Origin of the sequence: Rhizobium sp. G187 (genome assembly GCF_051549525.1) — a bacterium.
In the GTDB taxonomy this organism is placed as follows: domain Bacteria; phylum Pseudomonadota; class Alphaproteobacteria; order Rhizobiales; family Rhizobiaceae; genus Allorhizobium.
The window spans coordinates 553454-579261 of record NZ_JBPUGM010000002.1; the positions used below are offsets into that span (position 1 = coordinate 553454).

31 protein-coding genes are annotated in these 25808 nt (G+C 62.0%); 16 read left to right on the forward strand and 15 right to left on the reverse strand.

Annotated features, from left to right (window positions below; all coding sequences use genetic code 11):
• Positions 1–133: 133 nt before the first annotated feature.
• Both ACSV9I_RS07480 and ACSV9I_RS07485 read left to right on the forward strand, forming a co-directional pair.
• Positions 134–904 (forward strand): hypothetical protein, encoded by a 771-nt coding sequence (locus ACSV9I_RS07480; RefSeq protein ID WP_438328158.1) that lies wholly within the window; start codon positions 134–136, stop codon positions 902–904.
• Between the two features lie 149 nt (positions 905–1053).
• Positions 1054–1248 carry a hypothetical protein gene (locus ACSV9I_RS07485; RefSeq protein WP_438328159.1) on the forward strand — a complete coding sequence of 65 codons (195 nt, stop codon included), beginning with the start codon at positions 1054–1056 and terminating at the stop codon, positions 1246–1248.
• A 41-nt stretch (positions 1249–1289) separates the two neighbouring features.
• Here ACSV9I_RS07485 and ACSV9I_RS07490 read toward each other — a convergent pair whose 3' ends face one another.
• On the reverse strand, positions 1290–1433 hold the full coding sequence (locus ACSV9I_RS07490; protein WP_438328160.1) for a hypothetical protein: 144 nt from the start codon (positions 1431–1433) through the stop codon (positions 1290–1292).
• A gap of 45 nt (positions 1434–1478) precedes the next feature.
• A complete protein-coding gene (locus ACSV9I_RS07495) occupies positions 1479–2132 on the reverse strand; it encodes a pyridoxamine 5'-phosphate oxidase family protein (RefSeq protein WP_438328162.1) in 654 nt (217 codons plus the stop codon).
• Between the two features lie 289 nt (positions 2133–2421).
• Between ACSV9I_RS07495 and ACSV9I_RS07500 the strand changes: the two genes are divergently transcribed.
• Complete coding sequence (locus ACSV9I_RS07500) at positions 2422–3384, forward strand: helix-turn-helix domain-containing GNAT family N-acetyltransferase (RefSeq protein WP_438328163.1); 963 nt, start codon at positions 2422–2424, stop codon at positions 3382–3384.
• Between the two features lie 9 nt (positions 3385–3393).
• On the opposite strand, the gene ACSV9I_RS07505 is transcribed toward ACSV9I_RS07500, so the two are convergent.
• A complete protein-coding gene (locus ACSV9I_RS07505) occupies positions 3394–3840 on the reverse strand; it encodes a MarR family winged helix-turn-helix transcriptional regulator (protein ID WP_438328165.1) in 447 nt (148 codons plus the stop codon).
• Between the two features lie 50 nt (positions 3841–3890).
• Between ACSV9I_RS07505 and ACSV9I_RS07510 the strand changes: the two genes are divergently transcribed.
• The 4 genes from ACSV9I_RS07510 to ACSV9I_RS07525 all read left to right on the forward strand — a co-directional run bounded on the left by ACSV9I_RS07510 (position 3891) and on the right by ACSV9I_RS07525 (position 6854).
• A complete protein-coding gene (locus tag ACSV9I_RS07510; RefSeq protein WP_438328166.1) occupies positions 3891–4658 on the forward strand; it encodes a DUF899 domain-containing protein in 768 nt (255 codons plus the stop codon).
• Positions 4659–4671: 13 nt separating this feature from the next.
• Positions 4672–5157: a DUF1579 domain-containing protein gene (locus ACSV9I_RS07515; RefSeq protein ID WP_438328167.1), complete on the forward strand. Its 486-nt coding sequence runs from the start codon at positions 4672–4674 to the stop codon at positions 5155–5157.
• Between the two features lie 23 nt (positions 5158–5180).
• Positions 5181–5957 carry a VOC family protein gene (locus ACSV9I_RS07520; protein WP_438328168.1) on the forward strand — a complete coding sequence of 259 codons (777 nt, stop codon included), beginning with the start codon at positions 5181–5183 and terminating at the stop codon, positions 5955–5957.
• A 114-nt stretch (positions 5958–6071) separates the two neighbouring features.
• Positions 6072–6854, forward strand: a complete 783-nt coding sequence (locus ACSV9I_RS07525) for a VOC family protein (RefSeq protein ID WP_438328170.1) — start codon at positions 6072–6074, stop codon at positions 6852–6854.
• A gap of 214 nt (positions 6855–7068) precedes the next feature.
• Here ACSV9I_RS07525 and ACSV9I_RS07530 read toward each other — a convergent pair whose 3' ends face one another.
• The 3 genes from ACSV9I_RS07530 to ACSV9I_RS07540 form a co-directional block, all read right to left on the reverse strand.
• Entirely contained in the window at positions 7069–7323 is a 255-nt protein-coding gene (locus tag ACSV9I_RS07530; RefSeq protein WP_438328171.1) for a hypothetical protein, read from the reverse strand.
• A gap of 95 nt (positions 7324–7418) precedes the next feature.
• Entirely contained in the window at positions 7419–7658 is a 240-nt protein-coding gene (gene rpsU / locus ACSV9I_RS07535) for a 30S ribosomal protein S21 (RefSeq protein ID WP_054156753.1), read from the reverse strand.
• A 207-nt stretch (positions 7659–7865) separates the two neighbouring features.
• Entirely contained in the window at positions 7866–8075 is a 210-nt protein-coding gene (locus tag ACSV9I_RS07540; protein WP_054156754.1) for a cold-shock protein, read from the reverse strand.
• 443 nt (positions 8076–8518) lie between these two features.
• Between ACSV9I_RS07540 and ACSV9I_RS07545 the strand changes: the two genes are divergently transcribed.
• Positions 8519–9010 (forward strand): histidine kinase, encoded by a 492-nt coding sequence (locus ACSV9I_RS07545; RefSeq protein ID WP_438328172.1) that lies wholly within the window; start codon positions 8519–8521, stop codon positions 9008–9010.
• A gap of 370 nt (positions 9011–9380) precedes the next feature.
• Positions 9381–10433, forward strand: coding sequence for a fatty acid desaturase (locus ACSV9I_RS07550; protein ID WP_438328174.1), 1053 nt, complete (start codon positions 9381–9383; stop codon positions 10431–10433).
• A gap of 4 nt (positions 10434–10437) precedes the next feature.
• On the opposite strand, the gene ACSV9I_RS07555 is transcribed toward ACSV9I_RS07550, so the two are convergent.
• Entirely contained in the window at positions 10438–11280 is an 843-nt protein-coding gene (locus tag ACSV9I_RS07555) for a LysR family transcriptional regulator (protein ID WP_438328175.1), read from the reverse strand.
• Positions 11281–11373: 93 nt separating this feature from the next.
• Between ACSV9I_RS07555 and ACSV9I_RS07560 the strand changes: the two genes are divergently transcribed.
• Complete coding sequence (locus ACSV9I_RS07560; RefSeq protein WP_438328176.1) at positions 11374–11751, forward strand: tautomerase family protein; 378 nt, start codon at positions 11374–11376, stop codon at positions 11749–11751.
• A 33-nt stretch (positions 11752–11784) separates the two neighbouring features.
• Here the strand turns inward: ACSV9I_RS07560 and ACSV9I_RS07565 are convergent, their stop codons facing one another.
• Positions 11785–12489: a helix-turn-helix transcriptional regulator gene (locus tag ACSV9I_RS07565; RefSeq protein WP_438328177.1), complete on the reverse strand. Its 705-nt coding sequence runs from the start codon at positions 12487–12489 to the stop codon at positions 11785–11787.
• A gap of 120 nt (positions 12490–12609) precedes the next feature.
• On the opposite strand from ACSV9I_RS07565, the gene ACSV9I_RS07570 reads away from it, so the two are divergent.
• Complete coding sequence (locus tag ACSV9I_RS07570; RefSeq protein WP_438328178.1) at positions 12610–13245, forward strand: LysE family translocator; 636 nt, start codon at positions 12610–12612, stop codon at positions 13243–13245.
• A 28-nt stretch (positions 13246–13273) separates the two neighbouring features.
• Here ACSV9I_RS07570 and ACSV9I_RS07575 read toward each other — a convergent pair whose 3' ends face one another.
• From ACSV9I_RS07575 to ACSV9I_RS07595, 5 genes are all read right to left on the reverse strand, one after another.
• Positions 13274–13585 (reverse strand): BrnA antitoxin family protein, encoded by a 312-nt coding sequence (locus tag ACSV9I_RS07575; protein WP_438328179.1) that lies wholly within the window; start codon positions 13583–13585, stop codon positions 13274–13276.
• Entirely contained in the window at positions 13582–13830 is a 249-nt protein-coding gene (locus ACSV9I_RS07580; protein WP_438328181.1) for a BrnT family toxin, read from the reverse strand. Before ACSV9I_RS07580 ends, ACSV9I_RS07575 begins: the two co-directional genes overlap by 4 nt.
• A gap of 71 nt (positions 13831–13901) precedes the next feature.
• Entirely contained in the window at positions 13902–14222 is a 321-nt protein-coding gene (locus ACSV9I_RS07585) for a YnfA family protein (RefSeq protein WP_438328182.1), read from the reverse strand.
• A 57-nt stretch (positions 14223–14279) separates the two neighbouring features.
• Positions 14280–15086, reverse strand: a complete 807-nt coding sequence (locus tag ACSV9I_RS07590) for an EAL domain-containing protein (protein ID WP_054156765.1) — start codon at positions 15084–15086, stop codon at positions 14280–14282.
• Positions 15087–15361: 275 nt separating this feature from the next.
• The gene (locus ACSV9I_RS07595) at positions 15362–16921 is read right to left on the reverse strand and encodes a helicase HerA-like C-terminal domain-containing protein (protein WP_054156824.1); all 1560 of its coding nucleotides are present in this window, start codon (positions 16919–16921) and stop codon (positions 15362–15364) included.
• Positions 16922–17226: 305 nt separating this feature from the next.
• Between ACSV9I_RS07595 and ACSV9I_RS07600 the strand changes: the two genes are divergently transcribed.
• On the forward strand, positions 17227–17619 hold the full coding sequence (locus ACSV9I_RS07600) for a hypothetical protein (RefSeq protein ID WP_438328183.1): 393 nt from the start codon (positions 17227–17229) through the stop codon (positions 17617–17619).
• A 510-nt stretch (positions 17620–18129) separates the two neighbouring features.
• Positions 18130–18777, forward strand: a complete 648-nt coding sequence (locus ACSV9I_RS07605; RefSeq protein WP_438328184.1) for a hypothetical protein — start codon at positions 18130–18132, stop codon at positions 18775–18777.
• A 122-nt stretch (positions 18778–18899) separates the two neighbouring features.
• Here ACSV9I_RS07605 and ACSV9I_RS07610 read toward each other — a convergent pair whose 3' ends face one another.
• A complete protein-coding gene (locus tag ACSV9I_RS07610; protein ID WP_438328185.1) occupies positions 18900–19916 on the reverse strand; it encodes a LacI family DNA-binding transcriptional regulator in 1017 nt (338 codons plus the stop codon).
• Between the two features lie 99 nt (positions 19917–20015).
• Here ACSV9I_RS07610 and ACSV9I_RS07615 point away from each other — a divergent pair, with 99 nt between their 5' ends.
• The 3 genes from ACSV9I_RS07615 (at position 20016) to ACSV9I_RS07625 (ending at position 23984) form a co-directional block, all read left to right on the forward strand.
• On the forward strand, positions 20016–21209 hold the full coding sequence (locus tag ACSV9I_RS07615; RefSeq protein WP_438328186.1) for a phytanoyl-CoA dioxygenase family protein: 1194 nt from the start codon (positions 20016–20018) through the stop codon (positions 21207–21209).
• 53 nt (positions 21210–21262) lie between these two features.
• A complete protein-coding gene (locus tag ACSV9I_RS07620) occupies positions 21263–22090 on the forward strand; it encodes an SDR family oxidoreductase (protein WP_438328540.1) in 828 nt (275 codons plus the stop codon).
• A gap of 208 nt (positions 22091–22298) precedes the next feature.
• A complete protein-coding gene (locus ACSV9I_RS07625) occupies positions 22299–23984 on the forward strand; it encodes a methyl-accepting chemotaxis protein (RefSeq protein ID WP_438328187.1) in 1686 nt (561 codons plus the stop codon).
• 93 nt (positions 23985–24077) lie between these two features.
• On the opposite strand, the gene ACSV9I_RS07630 is transcribed toward ACSV9I_RS07625, so the two are convergent.
• A complete protein-coding gene (locus tag ACSV9I_RS07630; RefSeq protein ID WP_438328189.1) occupies positions 24078–25634 on the reverse strand; it encodes a sensor histidine kinase in 1557 nt (518 codons plus the stop codon).
• Positions 25635–25808: the final 174 nt, after the last annotated feature.

The window sequence follows — 25808 nt, forward strand, 5'->3', positions numbered from 1 at the left end:
TTTTGCGTTCTGCGCACTCCCTCCGGAGGAGCCGGTGATCGCAGGGTTGCATTTTGCGTGTTGACACAACCAAGAATTGATAGCACCATAGTCTTGCTCGGAATGAGTGTTAATTCCTCAAGGGAGACGCAGAATGGCGCGCTTACGTTGGAAGGCCGTGGTCAACGGCCATGATCTCAATCCGCATATTCTCGCAGCCGGTGCGTCCATCGATGCCATTCAGACAGCGATTGATGCGGTTCAGCCCTTCGGCCCTTACAATGCGGGCGGTGCCCAGCAGGCAGTGACGACAGTGACATGGGCGCCGAACCCGGCGACCCAGTATGCGACCGCCGTAAACATGCATTCGGAAATGGTTGCCCTCGACGCCAGCATTTCCCCGCCGCCCATCTGGACGGTGAACGCCAATGGCCAGGCTGTCGCGCTCAATGCCCTGCCGATTGGAGGCGGCAATTATGCAACCAATCTGCCCCATTGCGCCCATTGTACGGTCATGCTCTCGATGCTCGGCCTGCCTCTCGGCGCACCGACCGCCGGTCGCTACAACCTCGCGGTAAACCTCAACTATCCGCTGCCGGCAGACGTCTTCAACAATCTCGAACTGCTGGTGCGGCTTCTCAACTCCAACGTCGGTGGTCATCCCGGGCTGATCAATCTGAAGCTCATCATCAACACCTTCATAGGCACAGCCTCAGGCAACTGGGTTTTGCAGATCGGACCGGGTGTCTTCGTCACGGATCTCGCGGTTGTGGGTGCCGCCCCGATGGGCGCTTTCATCCTCGACTGGGCGACCGAGGCAGTGCCCCATGTCGTCAACGTAAACATCCAGCACTTCGGCCATAACAGCCTGCTGCTGACCCTTTGGAAAATCGTCTGGCAGGCGCTCTACGATCATTCGAATTGAGCGCTCTGACCAATTCGATAAAGTTGTGTCTGCGTGTGCGGCGCAATTCAGGGCGGCAGTCGCGCTTGGTCTCCACCAGTTGCCAGCTTCAGGGGAACGCGACGGCCGTTCCACGGTTTTGTTTCTGTCCACTGAAACAGGAGCCCCAGATGCAAACACTTGAGACACCCCTTGCCAACACCCCCGTGATCACGCAGCAGGAGACCAGTGTACCGACCCCCCTCTATCCAGCCGCCGCCTTTCGCGGACCGCTGTTTGAGGGGCGCGACAGGATTGCGCTGGGAATGGCTGCATTCATGATGCTTGCACCGCTGGCGGCTCTCCCGCTCGGCTTCGGCGGCTAAAAGGCGGCGACGCGCGTGAAGCGGGCCGGCCTTGCGCCAGCTTACGGCCCGCGCATCCACTTGCCGGCAAGCCAGCACTTGGCAATGACTGCCTTGCCCTCGGAGACCGTGAAGATTGATCGTGGCAGGCTTGCGGCGTCCAGCGCATTGCGCGCGGCATGTAGCCATGCGCTGGTCGAAGCCACGGGCCTGTGCGCAGACCGGGAGCCACTGAGCGGCCCATTTCGGCCTCAATACATCGTCCGTTGATAGGCCTGCTCTAGGTCATCATCGAGCTTGCGCATTTCGTCTGCATCGTTTGGCGCGCCGCTGGTTTCATCGAGAATGAACTTCATCAGCGACGGCATCTCCCGGCGGTCCTGCAGGTAGTCTGGATCCCAGAGATGCGAGCGGCGAAACGCCTTGGCGCAGTGCAGGAACACCTCGTCGACCACAACCACGATCGCAAGCTTCGGGACCTTACCATCCACCGCCATACGCTGCAAAAGTGCCGGATCCGTGCTCAACTGCGCCCGACCGTTTAGCCGCAGCGTGTCGTCAAAACCGGGAATGATGAAGAGCAGGCCGACGGCCGGATTGGCGATGATATTGGAGAGCGTATCGAGTCTGTTGTTGCCCGGCCGGTCGGGAATGGCGATAGTCTGCGGATCGAGGATTTGCACAAAGCCGGCCGGGTCGCCGCGAGGGCTGACATCGGCCTTGCCCTCGGGATTCTGCGTCCCGATGCAGAGGAAGGGCGCGCGGCGGATAAAGGCCTGCGCATGCACCCCAAGCTGCGACTGGCACTTGCGCAAGGCGAGCGCATGGGTCGGCTCAAACAGCGCCCGAAGCTGCGCCTCATCGCCGATCACATGATCCGGATCCACCTGATACCTGTTCGACATCCGACACGTCCTCCCTCTGTCGATATCTATGAGGTACGTACCTCATATCGGGTTTTATCACGTGACTTCAGCCGACTCAACCGCGCGTCGTTGTGCCCTGTAGAGAGAGCTACCTGGCGGTAAGGCTCCACGGGGGTTGGGAGGAGAGGCAAGGAAGGAGGGGGCCGTAACCTGAGCGGGTCTCTCCATAGCAAGACAAAATTGTTTCCGCGGCGCCTCCGTCATAGCTGGGCTTGGCAGCTCAGCAGAACGGCGATATGGTTGCATGATGCAACGAAAATGGTGCGCCATGTCAAATCATCCGATCCCGATTGACGACATCCGCGCCCAGTCGCGAAAACTCGTCCGTGCCCTCGGCTTCATGGGCGGCTCCTTTGCCGGCACGGATCTGCCGCCATCATCGGTGCATGCCCTGATCGACATCGAGGCTGAGCCCGGCATCACGGCTGCCACGCTCAGCGAGACCTTGGCGCTCGACAAGTCGAGCGTCAGCCGCCTCCTGCATAAACTCGAGCACTCGGGCGATGTGCATGCCTGGTCAGATGCGGATGATGCGCGCATCAAGCGGCTTGGCCTCACCCAGCAGGGCAGCGCCCGCCTATCGGCGATCCATGATTTCGCCCGGTGCCAGGTGGCTGCAGCGCTTGATCGTCTACAGCCGCAGCAACACCGCACGGTGCTCGATGGCCTCGCGCTTTACGCAAACGCCCTGATGCCCGAGGCAGATCAGCGGGCGACCCCGATTGAGATTGTCACGGGCTACCATCCGGGTCTGATCGCCGGCATCACCGGGATGCACATCGCTTATTATGCCGACACAGCCGGCTTCGGCCGATCTTTCGAGGCTGTGGTTGCCAGCGGGCTCGCCGACTTCTGCAGCCGCCTCGACCATGCGGAGAATGAAGTCTGGACCGTGATGCGGGGTGGCCGCATCCTGGGCTCCCTCGCCATTGACGGCCAGGATCTGGCGCCGGGTGTGGCGCATCTGCGCTGGTTCATCCTTGACGCCAGCCTGCGCGGCCTGGGTTTCGGGCGGCGATTGATGGCGCAAGCGCTTGCCTTCGTCGATGCCAGCCCCTTTGAACGCACCGATCTCTGGACCTTCGAAGGCCTCCATGCCGCCCGCCATCTTTACGAAGCGCATGGTTTTGTCCTGGCTGAGCAGTATGCCGGCGATCAGTGGGGCAGGGATGTGCAGGAGCAGAGATTTACGCGATGGGCCGGCGCAAGCGGCTCTTCCGAACGGGCATAGGGCCCTTCGTCACGCGCTCACCTCCAGCAAGCCGCGTCGCAGCACAAGCGGATCGCTGGTCATGCCGGCCTCGATGTCGCCGTGAACCTGCCGCCAGATCGGGACCGCCTGCGACAGCGCGTCTTGTCCGCTTTCGGTCAGCCGCAGCAGCTTGCCCCGCTTGTCCTTCGGATCCTGTTCGATCGCCACCCAGCCACGCGCGGCAAGCGGCTTCAGGGCCGCTGTCAATGTCGTGCGGTCCATGGCCAGAAGCCTGGCAACAGGCCCCATTGACGGCGGCTCCGGCCGGTTCAGCGCCATCATCAGGGAAAACTGCTGATTGGTCAGCCCAGTCGGTTTCAGCGCCATGTCGAAGCGCCGGGCAAGCGCACGGGCCGCGCGCTGGGCATGCAGGCACAGGCAGGTGTCCTTGATGTGGATGGTGGTGGAATAGGGAATCACAGGCTGAATTGACATGGATCTAATATGTTGATATCAACCTAATTGTCAAGAGGAGGATCAGGAAAATGGAATATTCCGCTAAGTCGCAACCTCTATCCGCTCCGGCGTCCCGCGCGGTCTCGCGTGAGGAATGGCTGGAGGCGCGCAAGGCTTTGCTGCTGGAGGAGAAGCAGCTCACCCGCCAGCGGGACCGGGTCAACGCCGCCCGTCTGGCGCTGCCCTGGGTCAAGGTCGACAAGGATTATCGCTTCCACACCGCGTCCGGCGAAAAGACGCTGGCCGATCTCTTCGATGGCCGCAGCCAGCTGATGATCAACCATTTCATGTTCGGGCCGGACTGGGATGCGGGCTGCCCCGGCTGCTCCTTCTTCGCCGATCACATCGACGGCATGCTGCCGCACCTCAACAATCACGACGTCACCTTCGTCACCGTCTCGCGTGCGCCCCTTGAGAAGATCGAGGCCTACAAGCGCCGGATGAACTGGCATTTCCCCTGGGTCTCGTCCTTCGGCAGCGATTTCAACTTCGACTTCCACGTCTCCTTCACGCCAGAGCAACTGGCCTCCGGATCGGTCATCTATAACTTCCGGGAAACCCCGCGCGAACAGGCGCATGACGAGCTGCCCGGTCTGTCTGCCTTCTACCTTGACGAGAGTGGCGATATCTTCCACACCTATTCGCAATATGCCCGCGGTGGTGAGGAGGCGCTGGGGGCGCTGATGATCCTCGATCACGCGCCGCTTGGCCGCAACGAAACCGGCACGCTGAGCTTCGTCAAGCGCAAGGATGAGTATGCCGTGCAGCCGGTGAAGCAGGCAAACTGCTGCCATTGAGGGAGGACAGTCGATGGAAACGCCAAAGCCCACGGAGCATCACCGCTTTCTCGACCGGCTGGTCGGCGACTGGCTCTTTCTCAGCACTGCCGGCGATGAAGCCTATGATCCCGAGGACCCTCTCAAGCGCTGGACCGAGAAGGTGCGCTCCATCGGCGGCCTTTGGGTTATTGCTGAAAGTGAGGGCATGATGGGCGATACGCGCGAGACGATGATCATCACCCTCGGCTACGATCCACGTCTCGGCCAGTATGTCGGCAGCTGGATCGGCTCGATGATGGATAAATTCTGGGTCTACAAGGGCTGGCTGGAGGAGGACGGCCAGACACTGGTGCTGGAAGCCGAAGGTCCGAGCATGGAAGACCCCTCCCGCACCGAGCTTTATCGGGATGTCATCCACTTCATCGATGATGACACACGGCGTTTCTCCGGCAGCGTGAAAAAATCCGACGGCAGCTTTCACACCTTCATGACCAGCGTTTCGAAACGCATCAGCTGATTTCAAAAGAGAGAGACTTTTCCATGCATGGCACATTTCTCTGGCATGAATTGATGACGCCTGACCCCGCTGCCGCCAAAAGCTTTTACGGCGCGCTTCTGGGCTGGGAGCCGACGGATATGGACGGTCCGGGCTTCACCTACACAACCTTTGCCGTGCCCGGCTTTCCCTCTGGTGTGACCGGCATGATGGAACTCTCCAGGGAGATGGCGGACCAGGGCATTCCTCCAGGCTGGACGGGCTATGTCCAGGTCGATGACGTCGACAAGACCGCCGCCGAGTTTGGCGAGAATGGTGGCGCCATCCATCGCGCGCCCGAGGACATTCCTGGCATTGGCCGCTTTGCCGTGGTCGCGGATCCGCATGGCGCGATGCTCTCCATCATGGCGCCGAAAATGCCGGATGGCGAAACCGGCACCTGGCCCACCCCGGGCAGCCCGGGCACAGTCGGCTGGAACGAGCTGATGTCGGGCAATTGGCAGGAGGCCTGGGATTTCTATGCCGCCCGTTTCGGCTGGGAAAAGGATATGGCCGTCGATATGGATGCCATGGGTATCTACCAGACGTTCAAGCTCGGCGATCGCGGCCTTGGTGGCATGATGACCAAACCTCCCCAAATCCCCATGCCCTATTGGGGCTTCTATTTCATCGTGCCCGCCATTGATGCCGCGGCGGAGCAGGTGAAAAAACTCGGCGGTCAGGTTCTGATGGACCCGCATCAGGTCCCCGGCGGCTCGTGGATTGCCGCCTGCCAGGACCCGCAGGGCGCTTACTTCAATCTGACAGCTCCGGCCCGCTGACGCCTTTCCGGACAATGCATGGACCGGGAGGGCATTTGCCACCCTTCCGGTCGGTGGCCGGCAATGACGCTTGATATCAATGCCTGTTGATTGATTTTGAACGGAGAGTTTTGCATGCGCGGCGCTTTCATCTGGCATGAACTCATCACGCCGGACACATCTGCGGCCAAGGCATTTTACGCCACGCTGCTCGGCTGGGAGCCGAGCCCGATCAACATGGGCGAGTATACCTACACCACCATGGCCGTGCCGGGCTTTCCCTTTGGCGTGGCCGGCATCATGGGGCTGACCGACGAGATGAAAGGGTGGGGTGTCCGGCCCCACTGGACAGGCTATATCGAGGTTGATGATGTCGATGCGATGGCGCGGGATTTTGAGGCGGAAGGTGGCGTGATCTGCCGTCCCCCCGCCAATATCCCAGGCGTCGCCCGTTTCGCCGTGGTGGCCGATCCCCAGGGCGCGATTGTCTGCATCATGACCCCGGATAAGGACGACAGGCAATCGGCCACATGGCCCGATCCCGGCAGCCCCGGCACGGTTGGCTGGAACGAGCTGATGGCCGGTGACTGGGCGACCGTCTGGGATTTCTACGCAGCGCGCTTTGGCTGGGAAAAGGACATGGCGGTCGATATGGACGCCATGGGCATCTACCAGACCTTCAAATGCGGCAATCAAGCCATTGGCGGCATGATGACCAGGCGGCCGGACATGCCCATGCCCATGACCCATTGGGCCTATTACTTCGTCGTCCCGGCAATCGATGCCGCCGCCGACACGGTGAAGGCGCTGGGCGGCCAGGTCCTGATGGAGCCCCACCCGGTCCCCGGCGGCTCCTGGATCGCCGCCTGCCAAGACCCGCAGGGTGCCTACTTCAATCTGACGTCTCAATCCCGCTAAGCCGGGACGCGGCGTTCAGTCACGCAGAGAGGCGCTGCGAATGCCCGCGGAGTTGAGAGGCCGCATCCGTCCTGCACTGCGTTGATGTTGCATCAAGCGCAAGCCGGCGGCTGCCTCTTCGTCTCAGCGATCAATCACGCTGCGTTATGGGTCATGATGTGGGGAATGGGGGCCGAGCGCCCGATAGGGCCAGGGACAGGCGCTATCCATCGCCTCAGGCGATCTTGGGCTTGGTCGCGCGCTTCTTCTTCGGGGCAGGGGCGTCCTGCGCTTCCAGCAATTCACGTTCCAGCCGGAGCGCCTTCAGCGCTTCGGTCTTGCGAATGCGGGCCTTGGCTTCGGATTCGATGGTTTCGCGGGCAATGGCATCGGTCGCGGCAGCGCGTTCCTGCGGCGAAACCTTGGGTGTCTTGACTGGCGCCTGCGTTTCGGATGCGGGTTCGGCAGTCATGTCGTCTGTGTCGGTCATGATATGCGCTTTCCCGGACGGGGCTTGTCAATGCGGGTTTCCCCGCAGGAGACGTCCGCGCCGAAACGCGGACGAAAACTCTCTGAGCGGACGGTTCAGCGCGCGGGGCGCACGGCGCGCTTCGGTGCCGGCAGCAGGCCTTCGCGCTGCATCTTCTTGCGCGCCAGCTTGCGATGACGGCGAACGGCTTCAGCCTTTTCGCGCACGCGCTTTTCGGAAGGCTTTTCAAAGGCGCTGCGGGCCTTCATTTCGCGAAACAGGCCTTCGCGCTGCATCTTCTTCTTGAGGACCCGGAGGGCCTGGTCGACATTGTTGTCGCGGACGAGTACTTGCAAGTCGTCTCCTTTCGGGTGTCAGCCTTGAACGGGCCGGACCCATGATGTGCTGTTGCGGAGAGGGTGGATGCGAAGAAACCGCGCCGCACCCGGCGAAACTCCCGAACGAGTCGGGACAAATGAAAAAGGCCGGGCAAGGCCCGACCTTCCCAAATCACTCAGCCCGTCGCGAAAGCACATGTGCCGTCGTCGGGCGAGAGACAGATATCAAGCGGCGCGCAGGTTGTCGGCCGAGCTCTTGCCCGAACGCTTGTCCTGGACGATGTCGTAGGCGATCTTCTGGCCTTCGACGAGGTCACGCATGCCGGCGCGCTGAACGGCCGAGATGTGAACGAAAACGTCGGCAGAGCCTTCATCCGGCTGAATGAAGCCAAAACCCTTGGTGCTGTTGAACCACTTTACGGTGCCTGTGTTCATAACGATTTCCTTTCAATCGTTGGGCTTGCCGGCGAGACATTCGACCGGCGGTGTATCGTCGTTGAAGGAAATCTGTCGTACGCCAGAGGCGCTTAGGCAAAGTCGCTCGCAATCTTCGATGGGCGCAACATAATGAAGAGGCTAGGGATTGGCAAGGCTGCAGCTTTCGATTTTGCGAAAACAATGGCCTCTACCCCCGGAAAATAAGGGCCTGCGGAACGATAATCATCCGAATGGATGAGGTATGCGACCGTTTTTTGCTCATACCCTATGATTCTGTCTACAGTCCTGGATTGTAGAATCCGATGGCTAAGGGCCTTTCCTTGGATGTTGAACCAAAAACAGTCCAGCACGACCCTGTCTGAATTGATAAGAAGGCGCGGTGCCGGGCGGCAAGGGGTCGCCGGGTCTGATACACTCACGCACGTTATGGGTTACTTCCGATGAAATCGCTTCTCGCTGGCGTCGCTCTCCTGCTCGCTGCCACCTCTACATCTTTCGCTGCCAACTTCTCTTTCCCGCCGGATGCGCCGATCGCAACGGTCGATATCCCTGACAGCTGGCAGCCTGCCGAAACCGACTACGGCGTCGAGGGCACCTCTGCCGATGGCGGCACCTACATCTCCTTCGATGTCGGCGGCGAAGGCGATATGGATGCCATCATGACCCAGGTCTTCGCTTTCCTCGAAGAAAATGGCGTGGTGCCGGATCCGGCCAGCCAGAAGGAAACCAAGGACACGCTGAACGGCATGCCCTTCGAAACGCTCGACTGGAGCGGCACGGACAAGGACGGCCCGGTCTCGATCGGCGTCGGCTTCATCACGCTGTCGCCGGAACACGTCGCCATCGTCACCTACTGGGCCTCGAAGGAATCCGAAGCTGCCAACATGCCGGAAGTCGGCAAGATCCTGGCGACGATCAAGCCCGCCAAGTAAGGCGTGAGCGGCCGCTCGTCGGCTGAATCTCCGCTCGAAGTGACAATCGAGACGCCCCGTGCCTGTTCAGGCCGGGGCGTTTTGCAAGTCAGAACAAGCGCCTGCCGGGGTAAGCCACCGCAGGCGAAAACGTCGCAGCCTGTGCCTTTGCGGAGTTCCATGGCGACAAGCGCCTTGTGATCTGCTAGGGGAGGGCACCTGATGCCCCCTGGGCCCGGGACGATTTCTCCCACCACGAAAGCCAGCCGACCATGACTATTGCTGAGGGCCTCTCCCTTGGAAGCCCTGCGTCTTGCGCCGCCCTCGCATCCAATTCCGCCGGCGCATGTGTCGTGCCGCTCATCCCCTCCCAAACCAGTGGAGCTGCCCGATGAGCGCCGCCCTCGACTACCGCCCCGATGCACCGCTTGAAGACGAAACGCCGGATGCCAAGGCTTGGCTGAAGATCGTCAACGCCTATCGCAAGCCCGATCTCAAGCGCTCGAGCTTCGAACTTGCGGTCACGATCGTGCCCTTCATCCTGCTCTGGGCCGGCGCCTGGGCAAGCTGGCACTTCGCCTTCTGGCCGGGACTGGCGCTGACAATTCCGGCGGCAGCCTTCCTGCTGCGCCTGTTCATCATCCAGCATGATTGCGGCCATGGCGCCTTCTTCGCCCGCCGCTCGATGGATGACTGGACGGGCCGCGTGCTCGGCGTTCTGACCTTCACACCTTATGATTACTGGCGCCGGGCGCATGCCGAACATCACGCCACCGCCGGCAATCTCGAAGAGCGTGGCGTCGGTGACATCACCACGTTGACGGTCGCCGAATATCAGGCCCTTTCGCGTCTCGGCCGCATCGGCTATCGCCTCTATCGCAATCCGGTCGTGCTCTTTGTTATTGGCCCTGCCTGGGTGTTCCTGCTGAAGCAGCGCCTGCCGATCGGCATGATGAAGGACGGCGCTCTCCCCTGGGTCTCGACCATGGCGACCAATCTCGGCATGCTGGTTTTTGCCGCCGTGATGATCTGGGCCGTCGGCCTTGGCGGCTTCCTCGCCGTCCATCTGCCCATCGTGCTCCTCGCCGGTGCCGCCGGTATCTGGCTCTTCTATGTCCAGCACCAGTTTGAGGATACGCATTGGTCGGCGCCGCCGGAATGGCAGTTCCAGCATGCAGCGCTCCATGGCGCCTCGCATTACGATCTGCCCTGGGGCCTGCGCTGGCTGACCGGCCATATCGGCGTCCACCATGTGCATCACCTGTCGAGCAAGATTCCCTTCTACCGTCTGCCGGAAGTGCTGCGCGATCACCCGGAGCTGAAGACCATCAGCCGCATCACGCTGAAGGAAAGCTTCGCCTGCGTGAAGCTGGTTCTCTGGGATGAAGCTCGCGGACGCCTCGTGTCCTTCCGCGAGGCCCGGCGGATGGCTGTGGTCGCCTGAGCCTTCAGCGCTGACCAACCGACGAAAGATGCGCGGCCATACTGAGGGCTGCGTCTGACGGCCCGGATTTTCCGGGCCGTTTTTCCATCACCGCATAGCGGATCTCGCCAAGATCCGGCAATCCGCGGTCGATGAGGGGGCGCAGCCCCATGCCGACCTCTGTCCGGCAGGCAATGCCGAGACCGGCTGCAACGGAAGCCTTCACCCCATCAAGGCTCGGCGTCACCAGCGACAGCCGCCATGGCCGTCCCGCCGCATCAAGCGCACGGGTGGCCGCGCTAAGAAACGGGCAGGGCGGCGTGATGCTGACCAGCGGCACCACCTCATCGTCAAGCAGGTGTCTTTCCCCGAACCAGGCCATCGGCAAGATCGTGCCCCCGCTGCCGACGCTTCCCAATTCACTGACGCAGACCGCCGTATCGAGCCGGTCCTCGCTCATCGCCTGCAGCAATTCGCTGGTGCTGCCGATGACGATGGAAAACTGGGCAGCGCTGTCTGCTTTTCGCAGATCTTCCAGCACCGGCCTCAAGACTGGCGCGACAAAATCCTGCACCACGCCAAGCCGCAGCGGTGGGCGTGAGGCGGCCGCCAGTTCCGCCCGCGCCGCATCGATCCGCGCCAGGATCGCGCGGCTATGCGCAAGCAGCCAGCTCCCCGTGCCATTGAGCTTCAGCGCCCTGCCATCCCTGTCAAACAGCGGTTGCCCGATAATGTCCTCCAGCCGCTGCATCTGCAGGCTGAGCGCCGATTCGCTGCGATTGACCCGTTGAGCCGCAGCCGCCAGCGATCCGCAATCGGCGACGGCCACGAAGCTGCGAAGCAGGGGCGAGGGCAGATCGGCAATCATGAGCTTTCCTCAAGTCAGAACGCGCATAAGCGCGATATCTCTTCAGATTAACGCGATTATCCTGCCTCCGTCACGTCCCGATGGAGAAAAACAATGCCCTTTGCCCGCCTGACCTACCGCCCGCAGCGTCCCGACCGCGAAGACCATCTCGCCCAGGCCTTGACCGACCTCATTGCCCGAGACCTCGCCAAGCGCCACGACCTCACCTCGGTTCTGATCGAGGCCACGCCCGCCAGCCGCTGGACAATCGGCGGAGAGCCGCAAGCGACGGCAGCCCATCTCGAAGTCTTCGTCACCGCAGGCACCAATTCACCTAAGGAGAAGAGGGCTTTCCTGCAAAATGCCATGACGCTCCTGCGCGCCGAATGGCCGGAGCTCCATGCCGCAACCTATGTCGTGGTGCATGAGCTTCCCTCGACCGATTGGGGTTATGACGGCTTGAGCCAGGCAGACCGCGCCGCCAACCGATAACGGGGATCTCGGACCAAGCCGCTGAAGCTTCGCTCAGGTGCTTCTTATGCTCTGGCCGGACCTATCCCACCCCGCCACCCAGAGCTTGCGTAACAGGTCGCCCTCCCGGCGAAAATGCGTGCCCGTTGCCCGGCAGGCGCTCACGCGGTCGGCCCGGAAATTGCGGATGCCGTCGCGCAATTCGCACCAGCCGACGATCACGGTGGTCTCGGCATAATAGATCACCGCAATCGGCCGGATCTGCCGCGTCGTCGCCTCGCCCTTCTCGCTCACATAATCGATCTCGAGCTTCTCTTCGTCGCGGATGGCGCGGCGGATCATCGAAAAGTCGATGGCCTCTGGCGGTTCCGCCACGCGGCCCCAGGCATAGAGCGCGCGCGAGACGATCGCCTCCTTGAGCGGGGCGGGCAGGGCGGCTGCGATCTTGTCGAGCACGCGGGCAGATGCCTCGCGCAGCTCGCGGTCTGCCGTGCGCTTGGTCAGCGCCATGCCCAGCACGATGGCCTCCGTCTCCTCCGGCGTAAACATCAGCGGCGGCAGGTGAAAGCCGGGGCGCAGAATATAGCCGATGCCGCGCTCGCCCTCGATCGGCACGCGCATGCCCTGAAGGGCGGCGATATCGCGGTAGATCGACCGCTCGCTCACTTCCAATTTTTTCGAGATCTCAAGCGCCGTTATCGGGTGGGCCGCCAGCCGCAAAATCTGGATGATCTCGAACAGCCGGGACGCCTTGCGCATGGATGATCCCCATCACTCCTGACAGAACTCTGTCAGGAGCCTTGTGTAAAGCATCCGCAACCCATTGAAAACAGGTGATTGCCCGCTGCAACCTTCAGCGTCCGAGGAGAACATACTGACATGAGCTATGCCGAAAACCTCTGGCTTTTCACGCTTCTGCTCGCTGGCATCATCGTCGTGCCCGGCATGGACATGATCTTCGTGGTCGCCAATGGGCTGACCGGCGGCCGCCGCGCCGGGATGGCCGCCACCTCCGGCATCATGCTCGGCGGCGCCTTCCACACCCTCTTCGGCACCATCGCCGTCACGGCGCTGTCCACCCTCGTTCCGCAGCTTGCCGCCCCCATGCTGGTGATCGGTGCCGCCTACATGATCTGGATCGGCTATACGCTCGCCAAAAGCGCCATCGTCATCGACGGCATCGAGGCATCCAGGCTGCACCGAACGGCCCGCATCTTCACCCAAGGCCTCATCACCTGCCTTCTCAACCCGAAAGCCTGGCTCTTTATTCTCGCCGTCTATCCGCAATTCATGCGCCCCGAATACGGCCCCTTCTGGCGCCAGGCGCTGTTGATGGGCGCGCTCACGCTGATCTTGCAGGCGCTGGTCTATGGCGGACTGGCCTTTGCCGCCGCCAGGGGCCGGGATGCTTTAATCTCCAAACCGCAGATCACCATCTGGATCGGCCGCGCCGCCGGCTGGCTGCTGATGGCGGTGGCAGCCTTAATGCTGGTCGAGGGCTGGAGCAGCTGGTGAAGTTTTGCGGGTCGAAGGGCACCGGCCCTCACAGCCCCACCGCCTTGCGCAGCGCCTCGTTCATCCGCGATTGCCAGCCCTCGCCACTTGCCTTGAAGCGATCGATCACTTCCTGATCGAGCCGGATGCTGATCGCCTTTTTCGGCGTCTCAGCCTTCGGCCGCCCCAGCTTGCGGTCGATTGCCTCGGCAAGGTCGGGGAAGACCTCGCGGAAGGGCCGGAACTCCTTCAATTCCTCTTCAGTAATTTCCGGATTGTCGGGATCAGACGCAATCATCGCCTGAATTTCGGCTTCTTCCGCATCTGTGAGCGGGCGGGCCGAGGAAAACTTACGTGTCATGTCTTGCTCCTTTCCCGACGGCTGGCCGGACGCATTGAGATAACGGAAATGGCTTCGCGGCCCATGGGAAGAAAGACCACCGCGATGATAAGCCGCCCCTGCAACTCACCGATGGCAATCGCGCGACCGGTTTTCGCTGTCCGGATCGAAGCACGCATAAAGAACGTCAGATCGAGCTCGGCGAAGTCGAGTCCATGCTTCGCCAGATTCTGCTGCCGTTTCGGCTCATCCCAGACGATGATCATAGTTTATGTATATACGGAAATTTCGCAAGCCGGCATCCTGCCTTTTGAGGGGCGGGGCTGTCGCCGGGCACTCAGCCGCGCTGCGGCAGAAGAATGATGGCCGCGCCCGCAAGGCAGACGAGAGCGCCGGCAAGGTCGAAGCGGTCGGGCCTTTGTCCTTCGACAAGCCACAGCCAGATCAGTGATGCGGCAATGTAGACGCCGCCATAGGCCGCAAAGGCGCGGCCCGCGGCATCCGCCGGCACCAGTGTCAAAAGCCAGGCGAACAGGCCGAGCGAGGCAAGGCCGGGCAGGACCCAGAGGACGGAGCGATCCAGCTTCAGCCAGGCCCAGAAGGCAAAGCATCCGGAAATCTCGGCAAGAGCTGCGGCCAGATAGATGAAGACTGTCATGCAGGAGCCATAGCATGACCGGTCCGGCGTCACCAACCGGGGTAAAACGCGGCGGCCTTAGCCGGCCTGTCCCTGCAGATTGAGCACATGGCAGACCCGGGGCACCAGATCGGCCTCTTTCGGCCGACAGACGAAGAAGCCCTGGACGCTGTCAAAGCCGAGCCGAACGGCGGCTTCCATATGCGCTTCGCTTTCCACGCCCGAGGCGGTCACGGTGAGGCCAAGATCGTGGCCGAGCGAAATCACGCTGCGCACGATGGCCCGGTCGATCTTGCTGCGCAGCGCGTTGCGGATCAGCTGGCGATCGATCTTCAACCGGCTGAAGGGGTGATGGCAGAGTGCCTTCAAGGCGGCATGGTCGGCGCCGAAATTGTCCAGTGCCAGCGAAAAGCCGGCATAGTGCAGCCCTTCCAGCGCCAGGGCCACCTGGCCCCGTTCCGGCCCGTGCAGGGCGTTTTCAGCGACCTCGATTTCCAGCATCTGCGGCTTCAGACCGAAATCGGCAACCATGGCGGCGAGGTTGAAGGCAAAATCCGTCGAACACAGATCGTAAGCGGTGGTGTTGACGCTGATGCGCGGCACCACATGGCCGTCTGCATGCCAGCGCGCCACTTGCCGCAGCGTCGTGGCCAGCACGAAATCGCGGATCGACAGCGCCATGCGGCGATCGCCGAAGATGGCGGAAAAATCCTGCGCTGCCGTGAGATGGCCGGGCCGCATGCGCCAGCGAAGCAAGGTCTCGACGGTTGCGACCTCCCGCTGGTTGACCGAGTAGATCGGCTGATAGATCAGCTCGAAACGGCCGCGGTCCAACGCGCGCCGCGCATTGTTGACCAGTACGAGACTGTCGAGGTCACTGTTCAAGCTTCACCTTCTGACGCAACGCGACGCAACATGCGTGCAAAACTTCTATCACGCAGCGGCAACCTAACACGAGAGCCCTTGTCCAGAGATGAACAAAATCTGCGTGATTGGATGAGGTTTTACCCATAAGTTTTTGCTGATAGAGCCTGCCCTGCCGGTGATCCGGCGAGGCAATGTGTCCGCCGGTTGCTCTCTCTGGTGAAAATCGCGGCTTTGATGTGCGGTGCCGGCCGGTCTGCCGCCACCGCATGCGCGATTCGCTGAGCCAGTCGCCTCTAGCGTCTGAGGCTGCCCAGAATGCCCCGCACCAGCGCACGACCGACGGAGGTCGCAACAGAACGGGCGGCACTCTTCATCGCCGCTTCGATCACCGTCTCGCGCTGATAGCCGCTGCTGCGCTTCGTCGTGCCGCCGGTCGAGGCCTCCTTCGGCTCGTCGCCAAAGCCCGGCAGCGTCCAGCGGCCGGCGGCGCTGTCGTCCTCGGCCGGCTTTTCCGCTTCCGCCTGCCGGGCCGCTTCCGCCTCGGCCGCCTTCTTGGCCCGCGCCGACAGGATCTCGTAGGCCGATTCCGAATCGAGATCGATGTCGTATTGCCCGGCGACCGGCGAGAGGTTCATCACCGTCTGCCGCTCGGCATCGGTGATCGGCCCGACCTTGGCCGATGGTGGCCGGATCAGGGTGCGTTCGACCATGGAGGGAATGCCCTTGGCCTCGAGCGTCGAAATCAGCGCTTCGCCGATCCCGAGCTGCGTAATGGCATCGGCGCAGTCGAAGGCCGGGTTGGGCCGGAAAGTATCGGCCGCCGTCTTCACCGCCTTCTGCTCGCGCGGCGTATAGGCGCGCAGCGCGTGCTGCACCCGGTTGCCCAGCTGGGCGAGCACGGTCTCCGGCACGTCAAGCGGGTTCTGGGTGACGAAATAGACGCCGACGCCCTTGGAGCGGATCAGGCGCACCACCTGTTCCACCCGCTCGGTCAGCACTTTCGGCGCGTCGTTGAACAGCAGATGCGCCTCGTCAAAGAAGAAGACCAGCTTCGGCTTGTCGAGATCGCCCACCTCCGGCAGTTCCTCGAAGAGTTCCGAGAGCAGCCAGAGCAGGAAGGTCGCGTAGAGACGCGGGTTCATCATCAGCTTGTCGGCGGCCAGGATCGAGATCGCGCCGCGCCCGTCATGCGTGGTGCGCATGATGTCGGTGACTTTCAGGGCCGGCTCGCCGAAGAAATTCTCCGCGCCCTGCTGTTCGAGCACCAGAAGTCCGCGCTGCAGCGTGGCAATCGAGGCCTTGGAGATGAGGCCGAACTGGCTGGAAAGCTCGGTCGCATGCTCGGCCATATAGGTCAGCAGCGCCTGCAGATCCTTGAGGTCCATCAGCGGCAAGCCGCCCTCATCGGCAATCTTGAAGGCGATGTTGAGCGCGCCTTCCTGCGCCTCCGAGGCGTTCATCAGCCGCGACAAGAGAAGCGGCCCCATCTCGGCGACCGTGGTGCGCACCCGGTGGCCCTTCTCGCCGTAAAGATCCCAGAAGATCACGGGAAATTCGGAAGGCGCATAATCGGTAAAGCCGATCTGGCTCACCCGCTGGGTAATCCAGTCCTTCGGCTCGCCCATGGCTGCGATCCCCGAAAGGTCGCCCTTGATGTCGGCGGCGAATACCGGCACGCCGGCCTCGGAAAAACTCTCGGCCAGCACCTGCAGCGTCACCGTCTTGCCGGTACCGGTGGCGCCGGTCACGAGGCCATGGCGGTTGCCATATTTCAGCGCCAGATATTCGCCCTTGTTCAGGCTGTCGTCCGGATTGCGGCTGGTGCCGAGATAGAGCGAACCTTCTTGCAGCATGCGCATGCGTCTCCCAGAGGCTCCGTGAGCGTCGCCCAGCGAAGCGGTGTCATCAACACTTCAGCTTGCTCTTATACGGATAGTATGGAACATCGACAACGGTCGCCCATGCCGTCGCGTGACGTTCGGCCGGATTTCCCGGTTCTGCGGGAGACGCGACCGGATGTCCCTCAGCGCGCAATTTTGGTCGCCGGATTCCGGCGCGAAATTCGGGGGAGGGCGAGGCACTCCACTTGAGTTCCGCGATGACTTCCATTACGTTGACGTTAACGTCAAAAAATCACGACCAGGAGGAATTTGAACAGATGAGCGAACTCGTTACCCGTATCGCCGACAAGGTCGGCATCGCCCCGGACGTTGCCGAAAAGGCGCTCGGCATGATGCTCGGTTTCCTGCAGCGCGAAGCAGCCGACGGCCCGGTCGCCAAGATGATCGAATCGATCCCGGGTGCGGCCGCCCTCGTGGCTGCCCATAACGGCGAAGGTTCCGGCGGCGGCGGCCTGCTCGGCGGCCTGATGAGCGCCATCGGTGGCGGCGGCATCATGGGTCTTGGCCAGCAGCTGATGTCCCAGGGCCTCGGCATGGGCGAAATCTCCTCCCTCGCCAAGGAAACTATGGCCGTCGCCCGCGAATATGCCGGCGCCGACGTCGTCGACGAAGTTGTCTCCTCGGTCCCGGGCCTGAGCCAGTTCGTCTGAGATCAGCCGGATTGCAGAGTTTCAAAAGCCGTCGGGGCAACCCGGCGGCTTTTTCCTATTCTGCACTCGCCGCAGCGCGTGCCACTGCTCCTCTCCCCTCGGGGAGAGGGTGGCCGAGCGAAGCGGAGGCCGGGTGAGGGGGCCACAAGCGCATTGCCTTCCTGTGGTTGCAGGCGGCGAACCCCGCAGCTAGTGACGCGCTCACCTTGAACCGCTGGGGGGAGCATGCTGATCTGAACTTAAACCGATACCGACAACCTCGAAGGCAACCTGCCCTCGGTCCCGCCGAATAACCGGTCAGGGAGTGCAAGCGAGATGAGCCGACGCACCGACCCTCGAACGCACCATCCTCTCTGCCGTTGAGCCGCCTCCCTCACGGAAGGCGTGCATTTGTGCTTATAGGAACGATGGAGATGGTCTGGCGCGAAGCAAAAGCTACACGCAAGCGCGCAACCCTAAGGTGCGAATTCTATCTAACTCCGTGCCATTATTCTATTCGAGGTTATGTGGATGCAGGTACAGTCCGCTTACAGTTCATCGCCCTACGTGACCACAACCCAGTCGGCCAATACCGCGGCGTCCGAACAGAGGCCGAATCTGGAGCAGATGCTCGAAAATCTGCGCAAAGATCCCGAAATAAACGATCGGATTACTGAGAATGAAGATGGCAGTTATAACTACAACATAAAGGGTGAAAGCTGGTCCGAAAAGAGCTTTGCGGCGCGCGCGGTTATCACTGAACTGAACGGCGAAAGCTTCAGTCTCATCGGCACTGAAGGCTGGATCCTGCCGTCTGATACTGACGCCCAGTTGTTCAAGCAATTGACCGGCTACAACCTTCTCGTACTGGGGGACGTTCCCGTGGTGCTTGATGACGACGGATTGCCGCCGGCACAGGCTGATCAGGCATCAGTTAAACAAGCATTCGATTTTATATCTGACGTCATGATCTTTCGAAACGAAGGTTACTTTGAGGGAGAACTGTCCTCAGAGAACGTCGGAAGCATACTGTCAGCTTACAACATATTGCCAGGCGAGAACACTTTCATTGACCAACTGCTCAAACAGTTGAGCGCTTCAGCGCCTGACCCGGCTGTTCTGCCAGACTCTTCACAACAAACGCAGATTGATAAACTTCTGGACCTGTTATCGACCTGAGACGTGCTTGGCGCGTCTCAGGTCCCATCGGTCAGGGAGTGCTGTAGTTGGCCCGCTGGGTCGTCACCGCCATCGCTGCCGCCGCCATCTCCGGCATGATCCGTCGCGACGACTGACGCCCCTCACACCCCCTCATGCGGCGTTGCGATCGCCACGCGTGAGGGCGCGATGCGGAAGTCGGCGGGCAGCATGCGGTGATGCACCATCATCAACTGGCAGGCGCTGCGGGCGTCCTGGCGCAGGTCATGGTGGATGACGAAGGTGAGCTTTCCCTCGAACAGCAGGGCGCGGTTGTCGCTGTCGAGGTCGTGGGCGGCAAGCACGTCGATGCGGCGCTTCTCCTCGGCAAAGGCTTTCAGGATCGCCCGGTTGCCGCCGCCGATCGAATAGACGGCGCGAATGTCGGGATGCGCGGCAAGGGCTGCCCGCACCAGAGCCCCCGTCGTCCGGTCAACGCCAAAACCTTCCGAGATTGTCACTGCCGCCAGATGTGGAGCGTCCTTCGACAGGGCGGCGCGAAAGCCGCGTTCGCGCTCTTCCTCGCCGGAAAACCGAGCGCTCGACAGCGTCAGCAAAACCGTGCCGGCCGAAGGTCCTGCCATGCGCGCCAGAAGATAGGCGGCGGTCGCTCCGGCGATCCGGTTGTCCATGCCGACATAGCCGGTGCGCGCGCGGGCGGGCAGGTCGGTCACCAGCGTCACCACCGGAATGCCGGCTTCCATCAGCTGCCCGGCCATCTCCGCCATGGCCGGGGTCGAGGGCACTTTCAGAACCACGCCATGGCTGCCCCGTTTGCGAATGGTCTTGAGGATCGCCAGCAATTCGGCCTCGCTGATCGTCTCGGCGACATGATAACGCGCCGAGATCGTCGCTGGCCGAATGCCGGGAAGCTCCGCCTCGAAGGCGGCGCGCACGGCATTGGAAAAGCGCTGCGGCGTCTCCATCACCACGTCGAGCACCAGCCGCCGCCCGCCGATCCGTGCCTCGGCATATTGCCGCTCGAGTTCCGCAATCGCGGCCTCGATGCGCAAGCCCGTCGCTCTCGCCACATGCCCGCGCCCATGCAGCGCCCGGTCGACGGTGGCGAGACTGAGGCCGGCTTGCAGGGCAATGTCCTTGAGCGGAAAGGGCGGGCGCATCGGCGAAACCTTGAGGTGTTTTTGAGGTGTTTGCCCACTCATGTCTCCGCTCTCTCTTGGCTATGGTCAAGCCCGGAAGAGACAAACGGGAGGACGACCATGGACACGCAAACCCTGACCAGCCGCCGCCGCCAGAAGGTCTGGCTCGACAAGGATGCCGGCAGTATCGATGCCTTCAAGGCGCTCGTGGCGCAAAAGACCAATCTCGCTGACTGGCCGCTCGCCAGTGGCGTCGAGAAGAACGTTCTGATCTATGACGGCGAGGCGGTGCGCGCGGCCGCCCGCGATCCCGAACGCCGCCGCGAGCTGATGGCCGAATGGGTGGATGCCTTCGCAACCGGCCCCGGCGTCATCGTCATCAAGCGCGCCATGGCCGACCTTGCGGTGGTCGATCGCGCAACGGATGTCTTCAACGCCATCGTCAGGGCAGAGAAGGAAGCGGGCAAGGCCGCCGGCGATCACTTCGCCAAGCCGGGCGCCAATGACCGCATCTGGAACTCGCTGCAGAAACACGCACTCGCCGACCCGGAGAATTTCGCTGGCTATTATGCCTCCGAAGCGCTTGCCATGGCGTCTGAAGCCTGGCTCGGCCGGGGCTATCAGATGACGGCGCAGATGAACCGGGTAAACCCCGGCGGCACGGCGCAGGTCCCGCATCGCGACTATCACCTCGGCTTCATGTCGCCGGATCAGATGCAGGCCTATCCGGGGCATATCCATGCCATCTCGCCGGTGCTCACGCTGCAGGGTGCGGTTGCCCATTGCGACATGCCGCTCGAAAGCGGCCCGACGCTCTTTCTGCCGTTTTCGCAGAGCTTCTTCGAAGGCTATCTCGCCTTTGGCCGGCCGGAATTCCAGGCGCATTTCGCCAGCCACCATGTCCAGCTGCCGCTCGAAAAGGGCGATGCCGTCTTCTTCAACCCGGCCCTGATGCATGGCGCCGGCAACAATGTCTCCAGCGATATCTGGCGCATGGCAAACCTCTTGCAGGTCTCCTCGGCCTTCGGCCGCGCCATGGAAACGGTGGATCGCGACGCCATGTGCAAGGCCGTCTATCCGGCCCTCTTGTCGGCGCGAAACTCAGCTTCGCTCACGCCAGCCGAGATCGCCAATGCGATCGCGTCCACGGCGGAAGGTTACGCCTTTCCAACCAATCTGGATCGCGATCCCCCGGTCGGCGGCCTTGCGCCGAAGACGCAGAACACCATGATGGCCGAAGCGCTTGAGGCCGGGATGGAGCCTGAGGCCTTCGCAATCCTCGTGGATACCCAGGCGTCAAAGCGCAAGCCATGAAAGAGGGGGGCATGAAAGAGCGGGGCATGACGGAGCAAGCCATGACAGGGAGGATGAAGAGCGACATGGGAAGGCTGGATGGAAAGATCGCCGTCGTAACCGGCGGCACGCAAGGGCTCGGCGCCGAAGTGGCCAGGCTCTTTGCCGAACGGGGTGCCGGCGGTCTGGTGATCTGCGGGCGCGGGCGCGACAAGGGGGAGGCAAAGGCGAAGGAGATCACCGAACGCTATGGCACGCCGGTCACCTTCGTCGCCGCCGATCTTGGCCGCGTCGAAGATTGCCGCGCCGTGATTGCGGCCGCCGACCAGACCTTCGGTCGCATCGACGCACTGGTGAATGTCGCCGCGCTCACCGATCGCGGCACGATCCTCGACACGGATGAAGCGCTGTTCGACAAGATCTTTGCGGTCAATACCAAGGCCCCCTTCTTCCTCATCCAGGATGCGGTGAAGCTGATGCTGCGCGATGGCGTCGAGGGCACGATCGTCAATATCTCCTCGATGTCATCCATGGCCGGCCAGCCCTTCATCGCCGCCTACTGCGCCTCCAAGGGAGCACTCGATACGCTGACCCGCAATGTCGCCTTCAGCCTGCTGAAGAACCGTATCCGCTGCAATGCCCTCAATATCGGATGGATGTCGAGCGATGGCGAGGACCGGATTCAGCGCGAATATCACGGCGCCTCCGAGGACTGGCTTCAGCAAGCCGCCGCCCGCCAACCCTTCGGTCGCCTGGTCGATCCGGCCGAGGTTGCGCGAGCCTGCGCCTATCTCTCGTCGGCGGAAAGTGGCCTGATGACCGGCGCCACGATCAACTTCGACCAGTCGGTCTGGGGTGCCTATGAGGACAGCCCGCATCCAAGGGACAAAATGACCCTTTGAGATCCTGCGGCCGGATGCGCTTGAGTGTTTAAAAATGAGCGCTTAGGTGGCTGTGACAGGCCACTCTGGGGGCGCTCTTTTGGCGCGCATTTATAGTTCAACGCAGGGCTTCGGATGAATCTGCGTTGACGCTTAAGCGGTCAATATAAGGGAACATTAACGCAATCCATGCTTGAGTATGGTCAATTCAAAGCGAAAGACCTTGCTCATGGCCATTTCCAACTTTCTCCACGCGAACAAGCTGGCTGCTGACATGGCAGCGATCTCCAATACCCAGGCGCTGATCTGGTTCAAGCCGGATGGCACGATCCTCGATGCCAATGCAAATTTCTGCAATGCGCTGGGTTACTCGCGTGAGGAAATTATCGGGAAACATCACCGCATCTTCTGTGAAGAGGGCATTGTCAAATCGGAGGAGTATCCGCGCTTCTGGAGTGAACTCGCCGCTGGCAAGCACAAGCAGGGCCAGTTCCGCCGCCAGAGCAAGGCCGGCGCAGATGTCTGGATCGAAGCCAGCTACAATCCGGTTTTCGATGGCGACAAGGTCGTCCGCGTCCTGAAGATCGCTTCCGACATCACCGCCACAAAGACCGTTTCGCTTCACGATGCCAACCGCATCCGGGCAATCGATGAATCGCAGGCGATCATTGAATTCGAGCCGGATGGCACGATCGTCACCGCGAATGCGAATTTCCTGAAGGCAATGGGCTATACGCTCGATGAAGTGGCCGGCAAAAAACATCAGATGTTCTGCGATCCGGCTTATGTGGCCTCTTCGGCCTATTCCGAATTATGGGACAGTCTGCGCAGCGGCAAGCCCTCGGTCAGCAATTTCGTCCGCTATGGCAAAGGCGGTCGCGAGGTCTGGATCCAGGCGGCCTACACGCCAATTATCAACTCGCACGGCCAGGTCTACCGCGTCATCAAGGTGGCAACCGATATCACCGGCCGCATGAAGGCAGTGTCCACCATTGCCGGCGCGATCAAGCGTCTGGCCGATGGCGACTTGACGGTTCAGGTCACCGAGGCCGTCGATCCCGTGCTCGAAGCGACACGCCAGGATTTCAACAGTGCGGCCCTTGCCCTGAACGACTCCATGCGCGAAATCATGGAAGCCGCGCAGTCGCTTGCGGAAAATGCAACCGTCATCAACGAGATCTCCTCGCAGATTGCACAGTCGGGCGAGCGTCAGGCAGCGACGGTTGAAGAAACGGCAGCCGCCCTCGAACAGATCACTACAACCGTGCGGGATACGTCGCAGCGCACGGCGGCCACCACGAAGATTGTCAGTGCAACCCGCAGCGATGCCGAGGCTTCGGGCGTTGTCGTCAGGCAGGCAACTGCCGCCATGGGCGAAATCGAGACGTCGTCGCGTGAAATCGAGAACATCATCGGCGTCATCGATGAAATCGCTTTCCAGACCAACCTCTTGGCGCTGAATGCCGGTGTCGAGGCGGCCCGCGCCGGGGAAGCCGGCAAGGGCTTTGCCGTCGTTGCCCAGGAAGTGCGCGAACTGGCCCAGCGCTCCGCCAATGCCGCCAAGGAAATCAAAGCGTTGATCGCCAAGGCATCGAATGCGGTCAGCCATGGCGTGGCACTCGTGGACAAGACCGGTCAGGCCTTGGAGCAGATCGTCGTCCAGGTGAAGGATATCGACGGCAACGTCGAGGCCATGTCGACCGCCGCCCGCGAACAGGCCATCGGCATCAACGAGATCAACAGCGCCATCAATTCGCTCGACAAGGTTACCCAGCAGAGTGCCGCAACCGTCGAGGAAGCCAATGCCGCCGCCAGCACGCTGGCCGAAGCCGCCCGCACACTCTACGGCTCGATCTCGCGCTTCAAGACGGTCAGCCGTCAGGTCACCGCCGGTTATCGTGACCGCGCGGCCTGAGCGCACCCGCTGATCGGCCATGCACGAGGCCAGTGACGGGGCAGCGGTCTAAAAAATCAAACGGGACGGATGACCTCCGTCCCGTTTGGCGTTTCAAAGCGGAAAGCGGATCGTGTAGGTCGTGCCCACCGAGGTGTCGCGGTGGATCTCGCCGCCCACCTGCCGGGCAAAGGCATCGACCATGGCCGTGCCGGAGCGCCGTGTGGTGGCCTCCGCAAACCCAACACCATCATCAGAGACCGTGAGCACCCCCGTCTCGTCTCCGTTCGGCTCTGTTTCCAGGGCCAGCGTCAGGCGGATCAGGCCCGCATGCCGGTCGGTAAAGGCATGCTTGATCGCATTCGTGACGAGCTCAAGCGCGGCGAGTGAAAGCGGCGAGGCGCGGTCGGCAGATAGAAGAATTCCGTCGGGCAGATCGGCCTCGAAGCGGATCTCGCGATCCTCGGGGATCAGCAGCGCCGGATTGCAGGCGCGCCGCAACAGGTCGCCAAGATCGATCCGCTCATTATCATCCGACTGGTAGAGCAGGTCATGCACCTCGGCCAGAGCCTGGACGCGCATCTGCAGGTCCCGGGCATTGAGGCTGCCCTTGCGCGCCTGAATGCTGATCAGGCTGTTGATCATCGAAAGATTGTTCTTCACCCGATGGTTCATCTCGCGCATCAGCTGCTCGCGCTGCTCGGCCAGCCGTTCGGCCTCCGCCAGTTGCAGCTTGCGCCGCTCCGATATCAGCTGGGTCAGAATGCTGCGCCGGGCAAAACCGCCAATGATGAAGCTGAAGGCGCCGATCGCCACCATCAGCAGCCAGACGGGCAGGGCGCGCTTCAACGTCTCCTGCCAGACAAGCGCCGTCGGCACGCCGAAATTGGCAACAAGCGGCAGCGACCCCAGCCGGCTATAGGCATAGATGCGCTCGATCTTGTCGGTCACGGCCACCGTGGTGAACAGGCCCTGATCGGACATGGCAAGGCTTCGGCGCGAGGGTGATGTTTCCGGGATCCAGGAGGGGTCCTCGATTTCGCGCCGGATCAGCAGCTTGCCGTCATCGCGCATCAGCGAGGCGGCTTCGTCCTTGCGAACGGCGGTATCCCGCAGGAAGCTGCGGCTCTCATCGGCCGGCATGGACGAGACGATCACGCCGCGAAATCCGGGTGTCACGAAAGGCGTGGCGACGATCAGTGCATCCTCGCCATTCGGCTCCAGCCGGATGCGATCGATATACAGCGGATTGCCATCCCGCACCGCGTCGAGATAATCGCGCTGCGGCACCCGCTGGTTGATCGGATAGGTGACACTCGATGCGATCATTTCGCCGTCGACGGTCATGATTGCGACGCCATAGGCCTTCTGCTGGCGGTCGTCGATGCTGGCGAGAAACCGATGAAAACTCTCGGAACGGAGGAACTCGACCGGCTCTCCGGCGGCGCGGCTGGTGGCGGCACGATGCTTGAGTTGCTCGGTCTCGACGATGCGCTGCAGATATTGCCGCACCAGAGCGACATTGTCGCGTGCGTGATCGCCAGCCGCCTGGTTCTGATCGCTGAAGGAGATCGCGCCCCAGATCAGACAGCCGAATATGGGCAGCGCGATGCTGGCAATCTGCAGCTTGCGGAACCAGCCCAGAACGATGTTTGGTCCCCAGCCCGTCAACGAACCCGCTCCCCTCGATTAGCCCCCGTCGGCCGGGATTCTCCGCCCATAGAGCATGTTCGTTTTGCCTTGGCAATTGTTCAAGCCTGACCAATGCGGGCCGATCTTGACCTTTCCAACCGGAGTGGCACGCCCAGATTTCCCCGGCACAATTGTCCGTTTCGCGCGTTCTGA